At 51.7% G+C, this 13607-nt stretch carries 13 protein-coding genes; 6 read left to right on the forward strand and 7 right to left on the reverse strand.

Annotated features, from left to right (window positions below; all coding sequences use genetic code 11):
• The first annotated feature begins 93 nt into the window (after nucleotides 1-93).
• Nucleotides 94-1005 carry a UTP--glucose-1-phosphate uridylyltransferase GalU gene (gene galU, locus ACYVUT_RS02875; protein ID WP_484499242.1) on the forward strand — a complete coding sequence of 304 codons (912 nt, stop codon included), beginning with the start codon at nucleotides 94-96 and terminating at the stop codon, nucleotides 1003-1005.
• A 47-nt stretch (nucleotides 1006-1052) separates the two neighbouring features.
• Here galU and ACYVUT_RS02880 read toward each other — a convergent pair whose 3' ends face one another.
• Nucleotides 1053-1334, reverse strand: a complete 282-nt coding sequence (locus ACYVUT_RS02880) for a hypothetical protein (RefSeq protein WP_439776069.1) — start codon at nucleotides 1332-1334, stop codon at nucleotides 1053-1055.
• Between the two features lie 90 nt (nucleotides 1335-1424).
• On the opposite strand from ACYVUT_RS02880, the gene ACYVUT_RS02885 reads away from it, so the two are divergent.
• The gene (locus tag ACYVUT_RS02885) at nucleotides 1425-2420 is read left to right on the forward strand and encodes an alpha/beta hydrolase (RefSeq protein ID WP_484499240.1); all 996 of its coding nucleotides are present in this window, start codon (nucleotides 1425-1427) and stop codon (nucleotides 2418-2420) included.
• Nucleotides 2421-2793: 373 nt separating this feature from the next.
• On the opposite strand, the gene rlmD is transcribed toward ACYVUT_RS02885, so the two are convergent.
• Complete coding sequence (gene rlmD, locus ACYVUT_RS02890; protein WP_484501448.1) at nucleotides 2794-4176, reverse strand: 23S rRNA (uracil(1939)-C(5))-methyltransferase RlmD; 1383 nt, start codon at nucleotides 4174-4176, stop codon at nucleotides 2794-2796.
• A 159-nt stretch (nucleotides 4177-4335) separates the two neighbouring features.
• Between rlmD and recX the strand changes: the two genes are divergently transcribed.
• Both recX and ACYVUT_RS02900 read left to right on the forward strand, forming a co-directional pair.
• Entirely contained in the window at nucleotides 4336-5151 is an 816-nt protein-coding gene (gene recX / locus ACYVUT_RS02895; protein ID WP_439776066.1) for a recombination regulator RecX, read from the forward strand.
• Between the two features lie 20 nt (nucleotides 5152-5171).
• On the forward strand, nucleotides 5172-5648 hold the full coding sequence (locus ACYVUT_RS02900; protein ID WP_484501449.1) for a hypothetical protein: 477 nt from the start codon (nucleotides 5172-5174) through the stop codon (nucleotides 5646-5648).
• On the opposite strand, the gene ACYVUT_RS02905 is transcribed toward ACYVUT_RS02900, so the two are convergent.
• A complete protein-coding gene (locus tag ACYVUT_RS02905; protein WP_439776064.1) occupies nucleotides 5645-6112 on the reverse strand; it encodes a hypothetical protein in 468 nt (155 codons plus the stop codon). The two genes, ACYVUT_RS02900 and ACYVUT_RS02905, sit on opposite strands and share 4 nt — an antisense overlap.
• Before the next feature lie 101 nt (nucleotides 6113-6213).
• Between ACYVUT_RS02905 and ACYVUT_RS02910 the strand changes: the two genes are divergently transcribed.
• Complete coding sequence (locus tag ACYVUT_RS02910; protein ID WP_484501450.1) at nucleotides 6214-7077, forward strand: hemolysin family protein; 864 nt, start codon at nucleotides 6214-6216, stop codon at nucleotides 7075-7077.
• Complete coding sequence (locus ACYVUT_RS02915; RefSeq protein WP_484501451.1) at nucleotides 7077-8648, forward strand: peptide chain release factor 3; 1572 nt, start codon at nucleotides 7077-7079, stop codon at nucleotides 8646-8648. Before ACYVUT_RS02910 ends, ACYVUT_RS02915 begins: the two co-directional genes overlap by 1 nt.
• A 75-nt stretch (nucleotides 8649-8723) precedes the next feature.
• On the opposite strand, the gene ACYVUT_RS02920 is transcribed toward ACYVUT_RS02915, so the two are convergent.
• The 4 genes from ACYVUT_RS02920 to ACYVUT_RS02935 form a co-directional block, all read right to left on the reverse strand.
• Nucleotides 8724-8912, reverse strand: coding sequence for a hypothetical protein (locus tag ACYVUT_RS02920; protein WP_439776061.1), 189 nt, complete (start codon nucleotides 8910-8912; stop codon nucleotides 8724-8726).
• 23 nt (nucleotides 8913-8935) lie between these two features.
• Entirely contained in the window at nucleotides 8936-10594 is a 1659-nt protein-coding gene (locus ACYVUT_RS02925) for a multicopper oxidase family protein (RefSeq protein WP_484501452.1), read from the reverse strand.
• A 325-nt stretch (nucleotides 10595-10919) separates the two neighbouring features.
• Nucleotides 10920-11198, reverse strand: a complete 279-nt coding sequence (locus ACYVUT_RS02930) for a DUF1827 family protein (RefSeq protein WP_439776059.1) — start codon at nucleotides 11196-11198, stop codon at nucleotides 10920-10922.
• A 116-nt stretch (nucleotides 11199-11314) separates the two neighbouring features.
• Nucleotides 11315-13510: an ATP-dependent Clp protease ATP-binding subunit gene (locus ACYVUT_RS02935; protein ID WP_439776058.1), complete on the reverse strand. Its 2196-nt coding sequence runs from the start codon at nucleotides 13508-13510 to the stop codon at nucleotides 11315-11317.
• Nucleotides 13511-13607 lie beyond the last annotated feature (97 nt).

The following is a 13607-nucleotide window of genomic DNA, read 5'->3' on the forward strand; positions in this document are numbered from 1 at the left end:
TTACTAGATTCTTCTCTAGAAATATGTTATTATACGCTTGCATTTAAAATGCTTTCATTAATGTGCGAAGTTAAGAAAAGAGGATGTAAATACATGAAAGTCAGAAAAGCGATCATCCCAGCTGCCGGTTTGGGAACCAGATTTTTGCCAGCAACCAAGGCCATGCCTAAGGAAATGCTGCCAATCGTCGACAAGCCAACTATTCAATTTATCGTTGAAGAAGCCATGGCTTCAGGGATTGAAGACATTCTGATCGTTACTGGCAGAAGCAAGCGGTCAATCGAAGACCACTTTGACTCAAACCCGGAACTGGAAGACAACTTGACTGAAAAGCACAAGGACGCGCTTTTGAAGCTGGTCCGGGAAACCACCATGTCCAACATGAAGGTCAACCTTTACTTCACCCGCCAGCCGCATCCAAACGGTTTGGGGGATGCCGTCAACCGGGCCCGCAGCTTCATCGCCGGCGAACCTTTCGTGGTTATGCTGGGCGACGACTTGATGAGAGACAAGACGCCTTTGACCAAGCAGCTGATCGACTGCTACGATGAAACCCACGCTTCAACCATCGCGGTCATGAAGGTGCCACATGAAGAAGTCAACAAGTACGGTGTCATCGACCCAATCGGCGAAACTGCTCCAGGCCTGTACAACGTTAAGGCCTTCGTGGAAAAGCCAGATGTTGACAAGGCCCCAAGTGACTTGGCTATCATTGGCCGCTACCTGCTGACTCCAGAAATCTTTGACATGCTGGACAAGCAAAAGGCCGGTGCTGGCGGTGAAATCCAATTGACTGACGCCATCGACGCCTTGAACAAGACCCAGCGGGTCTTCGCCCATGAATTCAAGGGCGATCGCTTTGACGTCGGCAACAAGGAAGGCTACATGGAAACTTCCATCCAATACGGGCTCAGTCACCCAGAAACCAAGGATGCTTTGCGCAAGTACATCATTGACCTGGGCAAGAAGCTGGAAAGCGAAGGCAAGAAGCCAGCCGCTAAGTAATCTAAGCAAAGAAAGAAGCTGTCTGAAGATTAGGCAGCTTCTTTTTTTTACTTGCAGACGATTTTTCTCTCAGCCGGCAGGATCTGGATTCCGTAGACGGAGATTTCTTTTTCCTGGCAATAGAAGCTGAGGGGGATGGACTTGCTCCCCTTGCCGGTCAGCTGACGAAATTTGGCCAGGGTCAGGGGCTTTTTGCCGCACAAGAGCTGGCAGTCTTCTCGGGCCAGGACGAACTTGCTGAGGGGGAGGGTCTGATCTTTTACCTGCAGGTAGAGGGCGTTTTGCCCGCCCAGGTCAGTCAGAAGCTGTAAAAAATCTGCGAGCAACATAAATAATCCTTTCTTTTTTTATTGTGGTATACTGTTCATATTGATAAAAATAAAGCTACAAAGCGATAGAAATAACAGAAACTATAGATAATGAGGGAAGAGGACAAAAAACAGGTGAATAAGAAGAAGCAAAAGAAATCCAAGTCCAGCCGGCTGGTCAAAATTCTGGCCGGCATTTTGGCTGTTTTAGCCTTGGCCCTGGCCGGGGCCGGCTACTACTTTTTCAACATGGCTGTGGTGCCGGGCAAGAAAAGCTTCGTGACCAACGGAACGGTGAAGTTGACCAAGTCCACGCCCCAGTACAAGCAGAAGCTCTGGTACAAGCAGGTGAAAAAGCAGCATTGGCAGATGCGGTCGGCTAAGAACAATTATCTCCTCCGGGCCAATTATATTCCAGCCAAAAACTCGGCCAAGACCGTGATTATCCTGCACGGCTACATGTCCAACAAGGAAAATATGGGGGCCTACGCCCAGCTTTTCCACTCCCTGGGCTACAACACCCTCTTGCCGGACGCGGAAGCTCATGGGCAAAGCCAGGGCAAGTATGTCGGCTACGGCTGGCTGGAGAAAAACGACGTTAAAAAGTGGGCCGAGCAAGTAATCAAGAAAAATGGCCAAAAGAGCAAGATCGTGATTTTCGGGGTCTCCATGGGCGGGGCCACGACCATGATGACTTCCGGCTTAACCTTGCCCAAGCAGGTCAAGTGCTTCATCGAAGACTGCGGCTACACCAGTGCCAAAAACGAAATTGAGCACGAAGCCAAAGCTCTTTACAATATGCCGGCCTTTCCCCGTTTTCCCCTGGTGGAAATCTTGAGCGGAATTACCAAGTTAAAAGCTGGCTACTTTTTGGCCCAGGCTTCCAGCATTAAGCAGCTGAAGAAGAATACCCGGCCCATGCTTTTTATCCATGGCAGCAAGGATACTTTCGTGCCGACCGAAATGGTTTATAAAAATTACCGGGCCAGCCGGGGGCCAAAGCAGCTCTTGATCGTCAAAGGGGCCCAGCACGCCAAGTCCTATGAGCACAATCCGGCCTTGTATGCACGCACGGTCAAGCAATTTTTAGCAAAATACGGCAAATAATCTCTTGCAAGCGTTTGCATCTCATGCTATACTGAAGGCGTGGAAGAGGTAGAAAACAACTGAACAGAAGTTTTTATCTCCAGATTGTAATTATTATTCGCTGTCTCTCTTACTGAGACCAAAATAAAGGCTTGAAGCTTTTAACCAAGTGGCGATACACAATAGTCTAATTCATTTCATACGCTAGCACGTAAAACTCGAACAAGTGACTGTTTTATCTTAGCCGGTATTAGCCATTGGTGAATTCTTAAAATTGAATATCGTGACTATTAATTTGATGAGCTACCTCATCCACTTGGAAAGACTGCCGGGGGCAGTTTAAAGGCGAGAAGATTTGATCTTCTCGCCTTTTCTAATGCTTATTTTCTTTTTATTACTTGCGCAGGGTCAGCTTGGCGATGCATTCGCAGCGCGGCGTCTGCGGCAGCATGTCGACGTTTTCGATGACCCGGACGTCATAGGCCTCGCTGAGAAGCACCAGGTCCTGGGCCAGGGTGGACGGGTTGCAGGAAATGTAGACGAAGCTGGCTGGCTTGACTCTGAGCAGGGTCTTGATCAAGGACTTGGCCAGGCCGGTCCGCGGCGGATCGACGATCAAGGCGTCGATCGGCAGGCCGTCTTCCTTTAAGCGGGGCAGGAGCTTTTCCACGCTGCCCTGCAGGTATTCGGCGTTTCTGACATGGTTGAGCTCAACATTGTGCTGGGCGTCCAAAACGGCTTCAGGGATGCTTTCGATCCCGACTACCTGCTTGACCTGGTCAGCGGCTAAGATCCCCAGGGTACCAACCCCTGAGTAAGCGTCAATCAAGGTCATGTCCGGCGTTAAGCTGAGCAGCTTCAAGGCTTCAGAATACAGGGTTGCCGTTTGGACCGGGTTCAGCTGGAAGAAGGCCCGGGGGCTCAAGGCAAACTTCTTGCCCATGATTTCTTCCGTGATCTGGCTTTTGCCCCGGAGCTTGCTGGTCTTGTTCCCCCAGACTTGCGGGTTCTGCCAGTCAGTTTCATTTTGGTAGACGGAAACGACCTTTGGCAGGCGCATGATTTCATCAGCCAGCTGGAGAAGATTGTCCAGCTTGTGGCCAACGGTGATCAAGGTTACCTGCATTTCTTGGCTGGCTTCTGCTTGCCGGACCACGATGGTCTTAACGCCTGGCAAGTTGCGCCGGCGGTTGGCAATCGGGACGCGGAGCTTGATGATCAAATCCCGGATGGCCCGTTCAGTATCCTGGGTATCCTTGCTTTGGGTTGGCATTTCCGGCAGGTCGATCAACTGGTGGGAGTTAGGGGCGTACAGACCAAGGGAAACATGATGGTTTTCCCGTTCGATCTGGTACTGGGCCTTGGCCCGGTAGTGCCACTGATCCGGCGCCGGAATGGTGTTCTTGATCTTGTAATTCTTGTAGCCCCGCGGGTGGTACTTTTCTAGAGCGGAGACCAGGTTGTCCTTCTTGAACTTGAGCTGGCCCTCGTAGGACAGGTGGGCCAGTTCAAGGCCTCCGATTCTCGGATCAACGCCGGATGGGAAGGGAACCCGGTCTGGGCTGGCTTCCTTGATCCGGACTAATTCGCCTTCCAGGTATTGGGGGTGATCCTTGACGATCTTGGCCACCACGACTTCATCTGGCAGGGCGCCGGGGATGAAGATGATCTTGCGCTTGTAGTAGCCGATCCCTTCACCGTTGATCCCCAGCCGTTTGATGGTGATGATGACGTGCCGCTCTTGAGGAGCATTTTTTGAAAAATGTTTTTTCTGCATGTGATGCCTTCTTCTTGCTTATTCTTTCTACAATAAAAAACTGGAAACTTTTTGACATACTATTATACCGGGCTTTTTAAAAGGGACGCAAGTTTTTCGCAGCTTTTGCGGCAATTTGCTAAGATAGAGTTGCCAGATTTGCCAAATAAGGAGGAAAAAATGGCCATTATCACGAAAGTTAGTGCACAAAAGCGGCAGGGGCGCTACAATATTTTTTTGGACCAGGAATATGCTTTTTCCGTCAGCGAAAAGACCTTGGCGGAATTTGTCCTGCTCAAGGGCCAGGAGCTTACCCCCCAGAAGGTCAATGAGATCCTGGACTTTGAGGCTGTTGCCAAGGCCAGTGACCTGGCGGCCAAATACCTGTCCTACCAGCCCCGGACGGTCAAGGAAGTGACTGACTATCTCAGCCAGCATGAAATTTCCCGGTCAGCGGCCAAGCGGGCGGTAGGAGAATTGGTTGACCTTGGCTACCTGGACGACGAGGCTTATGCCCGCCTTTTTGTCAAAAATGACCTTCAGGTCGGCAAGAATGGACCAGGGGCTGTCCGCCGGGATTTAAAGAAAAAGGGCGTTGACGATGACTTAATCGAAGCTGCCCTGGCGGACGTGACTGATGAGGAATGGGCCGAGGTTGGCCAGCGCCTGGTCAAGTCGCTTTTAGGCCAGCAGGGAAAGATTGCCAAGCGGGAAGTTGACCGCAAGATGCAGACAAAACTGCTCAGCCACGGCTTCTCCAGCTCCCTGGCCCAGGAAGTAGTCCAGGAACTGGTTCCGGAAGCTGACGAGGACCAGGAGCGTGAAGCTTTAGCCAAGCAGGGCCTTAAGGCCTACAAGCGCTTCAAGCGCTATGAGCCGGGCGTAAGAGAGCAGAAGATGCGGCAGTACCTGTACAGCCACGGCTTTTCCGGGGATGAAATCAGCGCCTTTTTGGCCGGGGAGATCATTCCTTTAGAAGAACTGGAAGAATACTAGCAATAGAAAGAAGCAGAGAAATGCAGACAGAAATCAACGAACTTACTTTTATCGGCAAGGCTTTTCCTGACCGGATGATGGATGCAAACGGAACCTTCGCGGCCGCCAACCAGGAACTGGAAGCCGACCCGGCCTTTCAAGACTTTGTTAAAGCAGCCGGCCTTGACGACCAGCGGGCGTCTTTGATTGTTTTTGGCCCGGAAAACTTCATGTATTGGTACGGGGTGATCGCGCCTAAAGGCAGCGAAGTTAGCGGCCTGCTTAAATTTTCCCTGCCAAGCGCCCAGGTTTTCCAAAAAGAAGAGACGGCCAATGCCGCCTACTTTGACCTGCCGCTGAATTTCGAACTGCCCCGCTTTTTGGATGAAGCCGGCGATTTAGGCAGCGACTTCCAGGCTCAGCTGGAAGAGAATCCTAACCCTTACATCCTCCGCCAGCTGGATTTAGGCAATAAAAAACTGACCAAGAGCCTTTACCTCCCGGTCAGTCAGAATTAGGATTGATTGATTTCAGCATCAATGGACAGGTTGTCGTACTCGATGTAGGCCCCCAGGCAAGTTGAGATGAACATGATCAAGATGACGAAGCCCATGGAGGTGCCGACGATCCATTCCAGGGGCAAAAGCAGGCGGATCACGATCGTGGCCAGGGTGCAGAGGACAAAGTCCAGGATGAAGTTGGCGACCTGCAAGAGCGGCCGGCGGCGGATGCTGAAAAAGCGGAGAATCTGCTGCAGGAAGCTGTCATAGATGTCTCCGGCCAGCAAATTCAAGGGCCGCTGGATGGTGGCCTTGACGGCCAGCATGATGATGGCCCCGACAAAGGCCCCTACAGCCGTGCGGAAGGGGTCTGTCGAGTGCAGGACCAGGGCATTGTAGCCGATCCCGATGATGGCCAGGCTGCAGATGTAGGGAATCAAGAGCAGGAAGACGAAAACTAACATAATGCGGCGCATTTTCATTGGTAAAACACCTCTTTCTACTGGGGTATTTTAACATATTACAGTAAGGTCATATGCTATAATGTAAATATTTAAGGATTTTACGAAAGAGAGTTAACAAAATGACAAGCGACCCTACGACCGGCAGCCTGTTTGACAAATTGAGAAGCCGCTTTTCCAGCAATGAAGAAGGCGGCAAGGACCAGCTGCAGGCTGAAATTGACCAGCTGCATGCTGGCAATGTTTTGACTGATACCGAATATTCGATGATTGAGGGCAGCATGGCTTTCCACGACAAAGTAGCCCGGGAAGTCATGGTGCCGCGGACTGACGCTTTCATGATCGACATTGAGGATGACCTGGAGGAAAACCTGGATGACATTCTCCGCCAGCCTTATTCAAGAATTCCCGTCTACCGCCAGGACAAGGACCAGATCGTGGGCGTCATCCACATCCGCACCATTCTTAGAGAGGCCCGCCAGCACGGCTTTGACCAGCTGACTTATGACCGCTTGATTTCCCCGCCCCTTTTTGCCCCGGAAACGATTGAGCTGGATGACTTGCTGGTGCAGATGCAGACCAGCCAGCAGCAATTGGCCATCCTAACTGATGAATATGGCGGGGTGACTGGCCTGGCCAGCATTGAAGACTTGATCGAAGAAATTGTCGGCGATATCGATGACGAGGTCGACAAGGCCGAAGTTTTGGTCCGGCAGCTGAATGAGCACCAGTTTGTCATTTATGGCAAGATGCCTTTGACTGACTTCAACGAACGCTTTGGCACTGACCTGGAAATGGAAGATGTCGACACCCTGGCCGGCTACATGATCACCAAATTGGGCGTGATCCCGGGCAGAGGCGAGCAGCTGGAGGTGCCCCTGGACAACGGCATGGTTTTGACGACCAGAAGAATGCGGGGGTCGCGGCTCTTGACGGTCTTGTTGACCCTGCCAGAAGAAAATTACGAGGAAGAAACTGAAGAATAATGAACAAAGAACTTTTAGACAAAGTAAATAAGCGGCGGACTTTCGCGATCATCTCCCACCCCGACGCCGGTAAGACGACGATTACGGAACAGATGCTGCTCTTGGGTGGGGTGATCCGGAGCGCCGGGACGGTTAAAGCCCGGAAAACCGGGAACTACGCCACTAGTGACTGGATGGAAATCGAAAAGAAGCGTGGGATTTCCGTTACCTCATCCGTTATGCAGTTTGAATACCAGGGCAAGCGGATCAACATCCTGGACACCCCAGGCCACCAGGACTTCTCAGAAGACACCTACCGGACCTTGATGGCGGTTGACGCCGCGGTCATGGTCATCGACTCCGCCCGCGGGATTGAGCCGCAGACCAAGAAACTCTTCAAGGTCGTGCGGCAAAGAGGGATTCCGGTCTTCACCTTCATGAACAAGCTGGACAGAGATGGCCGTGAACCTTTGGACCTGGTTGCTGAACTGGAAGAAGTCCTGGGCATTGAAGGCGTGGCCATGAACTGGCCAATTGGGATGGGGCAGAGCCTGCTGGGCCTTTATGACCTGGCTAACCAGCGGGTTGAACTCTACCACCCAGAAGATGGACAAGACCGCTTTATCGCTTTAGAAGACGGGAAGGCGCCAGCAGGCAGTCCTTTGGCTGATGATCCGCAGTTTGAAGAAACTTTGGGTGAAATCGAGCTTTTGGAAGGGGCCGGAGCCAGCTTTGACCGGGAAAAAGTTTTAGCCGGCCAGCAGACGCCAGTCTTCTTTGGGTCAGCCTTGACCAACTTTGGGGTGGAGACCTTCCTGGAACAATTCGTTGACTTAGCTCCAGCGCCAGGCGAGCACGAAGTCAACGGGGATGAAGAACTCAAGCCAGATGATGATGAATTCTCCGGCTTTATCTTCAAGATCCAGGCCAACATGAACCCCCAGCACAGAGACCGGATTGCTTTTGTCCGGGTCTGCAGCGGGGAATTCAGCAAGGGTCTAGACGTAACCCTGGCCAGAACCGGCAAGCCGGTCCGCTTGAACAATGCCGTTGAATTTGAATCAAGTGCCCGGGTCCAGGTTTCTGAAGCCGTGGCCGGGGACATTGTTGGTTTGTACGACACTGGCAACTTCCAGATCGGGGACTCCATCTACGCTGGCAAGCGCAAGCTGGAATTCCCGCCGCTGCCGGAATTTACCCCGGAACTCTTCATGCGGGTTTCACCAAAGAACGTCATGAAGCAGAAGTCCTTCCACAAGGGGATGAACCAGCTGGTTCAAGAAGGCGCCGTCCAGCTCTACCGCAACTACCAGACCGACGACTACATTTTGGGGGCGGTCGGTCAGCTGCAGTTTGAAGTATTCCAGTACCGGATGAAGAATGAATACAACTCCGAAGTTGAAATGACTTCCATCGGCCACCGGGTAGCCCGCTGGATCAATCCTGACCAGCTGGACCCGAAGATGTCTTCCAGCCGGAACCTCTTGGTCAAGGACCGCTTCGGCAATCCACTCTTCCTCTTTGAAAATGCTTTTGCTGAACGCTGGTTCCACGACAAGTACCCGGATGTGGAACTGACGGAAAAGCTGTAATGCAAAGAAGCAAGTAAACAAGAAAAACGATGCCGCGAGGCATCGTTTTTTTAGTGCATGATTGGTTTTGACTGACTAGCATTCAGTCATTTCTGTTTTGCTTTTTGGCAAAAAGTAGTAAACGAGGTCAATGACGGACTGGGCAAACATTACCCCGGCCATCCAGTACATGGCCATCATCATCTTATCCGTAAAGGTGTAGAAGACGACGATCCCGTACAGCAAGACCCACAAAATCTTCAAGTAAAGGTTGTTGTTCATCATAATTCTTTTCCTCCAATTACTTCTTAGTGATGGCTGGCCCCGCTGGTCGCGTCGTGGTGGCTGGCACCTGATGAAGCGTCGTGGCCGTGGCCGGCTCTTGAAGCGGCAGTAACGGCTTCAACCAAGCGGCGGCTGGTTTCGGCTTCAGCCGCGTGGAAGCAGGCACCCATGTCCATGTCTTCAACGTCCATCCCTGGCATGAAGACTTCACCTGGTTCAACGCCCATTTCTTCAGCAAAGGCGTTGGTGATGGTTTCCATGTCCATCAGCTTGTAGGTCTTGTCCGGGTCCTTCGGGTCAACGATTTGGATCTGGGCCATCATGCCGGCATCTTCGTGTTCGATGATGTGGCAGTGGTACATGAAGACCCCGGCATTTTGGAAGTAGACCTTCAAGCGGACAGTTTCGCCTGGGCCGACTTCAATAGTGTCCTTGTAGACATTGATTTCGTTTGGGTTAGGCTTTTGCCCGTTACGGGAAACGACCAGGAAGTGGGCACCGTGGATGTGGAATGGGTGCAGCATCCCTGAAGCAGAGTTGTTGGTGTTGGTTACGTCCCAGTATTCAACTGAGTTCAAGGTCTGCTTCATGTCGATTCTTTCCATGGAGAAGCGGAGGCCGTTGATCTTGTCGTGATCGTCCATAGTCACGTGGCGGACTGGTGCTTCGCTGTTTACGGCCGGGTCATCTGGAGTAAAGATGTTGAATGGCAGCTCCCGGTCGTCTTTTTCAAAGGCGTGGATGCGGAATTCAACCAGCTTGAAGTCGTCAGTGTAGAGACTGACAACGTCGCCTTCCTTGTAGCCGGCAAAGTCAACGATGACCTGCTGTCTTTCCCCTGGCCCGATCAAAAGCTTCTTGACCTCAATCGGGTGTCTGAGGAAGGAATCGTCCCCGCCGATCTGCGTCATGGTCAGGTCGTTTTCAAAGTGCAGGCGCCATTCCCGGCGGTCAGACCCACCCAAGAAGAGCAGGCGTACCTTTTGGGTAGTTACGTCAACGTAAGGGCGAACCACGCCGTTGATCAAAGGAACTTCACCAAAGACGCCCATTGGGTCGTAGTCGGCCCGGTAGTCAAGCTGGTTGTCGTGGAAGGTCCGGTCCTGCAGGATAATTGGGAATTCATCGACCCCGTAGTTCTTTGGAATCGGCAGGCGGGCTTCGTTGTCATCAGTAACCACGACCCCCATGGCCAGGCCCATCCAGACCTGCATGGCTGTTGACGGACATGGGTGGGCGTGCAGCCAGGTCAAAGCGGCAGGCTGCTTGACCGTAAATTCGATATCTTTTTCTTCGCCAGGGTAAACTGGGGCGTGGCAGCCGCCGTCAGTAATTGGTCCCGGAACTTCCATGCCGTGCCAGTGGAATGAAGTGAGGACAGGCAGGCTGTTTTTGAGGCGCACGTGGACTCTTTGCCCGGTCTTGACTACCAGGGTCTGGCCTAAAAGGGGAGCGTTGTAGCCCCAGGTCTTGGTCTTCTTGCCTGGCAGGATCTGGCTTTCGCCTTCTTGGGCTTCGATGGTGTAGTAGATGTCATTGCCATCAACCTTGTCCGGCGCTAAAAGCGGGGGAACGGCCAAAGGCTGGGCCTCAACGCCTGCTGGAATCGTCAGCGGCTTGTAGCCCATGTGGCTCTTGTCAAAGTCTTTTTCAGCATAAAAGTAATCCGGATAAACTGTCATGTTTAGTACCTCCTTGTTTTTACCAAATCAACAGTTTAAAATTGCTGCTTTTTACACATTCACTTTCTTTTCTAAAAGCGCTTTCCAGTGCTCAAAGCAAATTGTAGAACTATTTCTTAATAAAAAAATTGACATAGATCAATTCTGGCGGATTTTTTGAAAAAAAGGCTATTTTTCGCAAGTAAATCTTCAATTTTGCTAAAAAACGGGTATTTTTTGAATTTTTCGCAGAAAAGAAAAAAGGAAGATAAAAGAAATAGGGAGCTAAAGAAGAAAAGGAAAAGAAGGAATGAAAAAAGAGCCCATCAGGGCTCTTTTGCAGGGATTACTTGTCAACGTGGATTTCAACCACCCGGCGGTGCTTGTCAACTGTAAGCTGGTAGCTGGTCCGGTCGGGAATCAGCCGCTTGGCCACGAATTCGAGTTCTTCTTCGCGGATCTTGCGGTGGTGGTTTTCTAATACAATCCCGATGGCGATTGGGCTTTCGGTATAAACTACGGTAGTGTTGCCTAAGGAGTAAACTTTAACGTAGTTCACGCTCGTAGTATTTAGCTGACTGTGAACTAATTCGGCATAGCTATTAGTAACATCAATTAAGTGCATAAAACTTCACCCGTTTCTATTTGTCTCTGATATTCCCCTCACTTTCATTATAACGCATTCAAGAAAAAAACAAGGATCCTTTTTGGAGAATCCTTGTTTTTTCTGTTCAGAGATAGTTATTTTTCTTCACTTGCTTCAGCTGCCGGCAGGGCAGGGACTTCTTCAGAGATTGCGATTTCCCCATCCTTTAAGTCGGCGACTAATTGCTTGGCTTCAGTGTGGTCCAGCTTGTAGTCGGCCACCTTGTCTTCGATTTCTTCCTGGATTACCCGGCGAAGCGGACGAGCGCCCATTTCCGGATCGTAGCCTTCTTCAACCAGCTTGTCCTTGGCCGCGTCAGTAACCGTAATGTGCAGGCCCTGGTCGCTGACCATGGCGTTGGTCTTGTCCAAAAGGAGGTTGACGATCTGCAGGAGGTTGCCCTTGGTCAATGGGTGGAACTGGATGATGTCGTCAAAACGGTTCAGAAATTCTGGCTTGAAGTACTGGCTCATCACCTTGCGGGTTTCTTCAGCTTCGTTCTTGTTGTTTTCCGCCGCGAAGCCTACGCTGGCCGTCTTGATCCCTTGGCCGGCGTTTGAGGTCATGATGATGATCGTGTCCTTGAAGGAGACAGTTCGCCCTTGTGAGTCAGTCAAACGGCCGTCGTCAAGAATCTGCAAGAAGAGGTTCAAAACATCTGGGTGGGCCTTTTCAACTTCGTCCAAAAGGATCAGGCTGTAAGGGTTGTGGCGGACCCGTTCGGTCAATTGCCCGGCTTCTTCATAGCCGACATAACCCGGAGCTGACCCGATCAGCTTGGAAACAGAGTACTGCTCCATGAATTCGGACATGTCGAAACGGATCATGGCATCTTCGCTGCCGAACATCTTCAAGGCCAGCTGCTTAGCCAGCTCGGTCTTGCCGACCCCGGTCGGGCCAACGAAGAGGAAGGAGCCGATTGGCCGGCCGGACTTGTTGAAGCCGATCCGGTTTCTTCTGATGGCCCGGGCCACCTTGTCAACGGCTTCGTCCTGGCCGATAACCTTGGCCTTGAGGTCGCTGGCCAAGTTGGCCAGCTGGTTTTCTTCTTGGGCCTGGATGTCGCCGACCGGGATGTTGGTCTTTTCTTCGACGATCTTGTCCATGACCTTGGCCGTGATGGTTGGGGTCTTGTCCGGGTCGACGTTCTGGTCCTTCAGCTTTTCGTATTTTTCGATCTGGTCGCGGTAGTAGGCAGCCTTTTCGTAGTCTTCGTTCTTCAAGGCGTCCTGCTTGAGCTTCTCAGCCGCGTCGATTCTTTCCTGGATCTTTTCCTTATCGATGTAAGGAATGGTCAGGTTCATTCTTGACCCGGCTTCGTCCAGAAGGTCGATGGCCTTGTCTGGCAGGAAGCGGTCCTGGATGTAGCGGGCAGACAGCTTGACGGCAGCTTCGATGGCATCGTCAGTGTATTTGACGTGGTGGTAGTCCTCGTAGCGCTTTTGGATCCCCTTGAGGATCTTGATGGTTTCGTCGATGCTTGGCTCCTTGACTTCAACTGGCTGGAAACGCCGGGCCAGGGCGGAGTCCTTTTCGATTTCCCGGAATTCCTTGATGGTCGTGGCCCCGACTAATTGCAGCTCGCCTCTGGCCAGAGCCGGCTTGATGATGTTGCCGGCATCCATGCCGCCTTCAGAATTGCCGGCGCCGACGATTTCGTGGATTTCGTCGATAAAGAGGATGATGTCTGGCTGGCTCTGCAGCTCTTTGACCAGCTGCTGCATTCTTTGTTCAAACTGGCCCCGGATCCCGGTCCCTTGCACCATGGAAACCATGTTGAGGGAGATGATCCGCTTGTTTTGCAATTTAGCTGGAACGGACCCGTCTACGATGTCTTGGGCCAGGCCTTCAACGACCGCGGTCTTGCCGACCCCGGCTTCCCCGATGAGGACCGGGTTGTTCTTGGTCCGCCGGTTGAGGATTTCGATCACCCGGGCGATTTCCCGGTCCCGGCCGATAACCGGGTCGATCTTGCCCTTCTTGGCCAAAGCGGTCAAGTCGGTCCCAAACTGGTCAAGCAGGGACTGGCCGCCGCCATTGCCGCCTCGGCCCGGGTTTTGCCCGGATGGATTTTGGTTGTTGTCACGGTTTGCGCCATTTGGCCGCCCGTTCAAAGCATTGAAGAGGTCGTCAAAGTCGCCGAAAAAGTTGTCATTGTTCATTTGATTGCCTTGTTGATTCCTTAATTCTTGGTAGCATTGCTGACATAAGTCGATTTCTTTGTTTTGGCCGTTAATCTTCGTGTAAAGATGTATCGAGGCCTGCCGTTGGTGGCAGTTTTGACACAACATGTTAAAATACCGCCTTTCATCAAAGTTCTGCCTAAATTATAGGACTTAGCACTCTAGTTAGTCAAGTGCTAAGTCTTGGAAAGAAAACAGCTTGCCT

This window comes from Lactobacillus sp. WILCCON 0059, assembly GCF_057197985.1.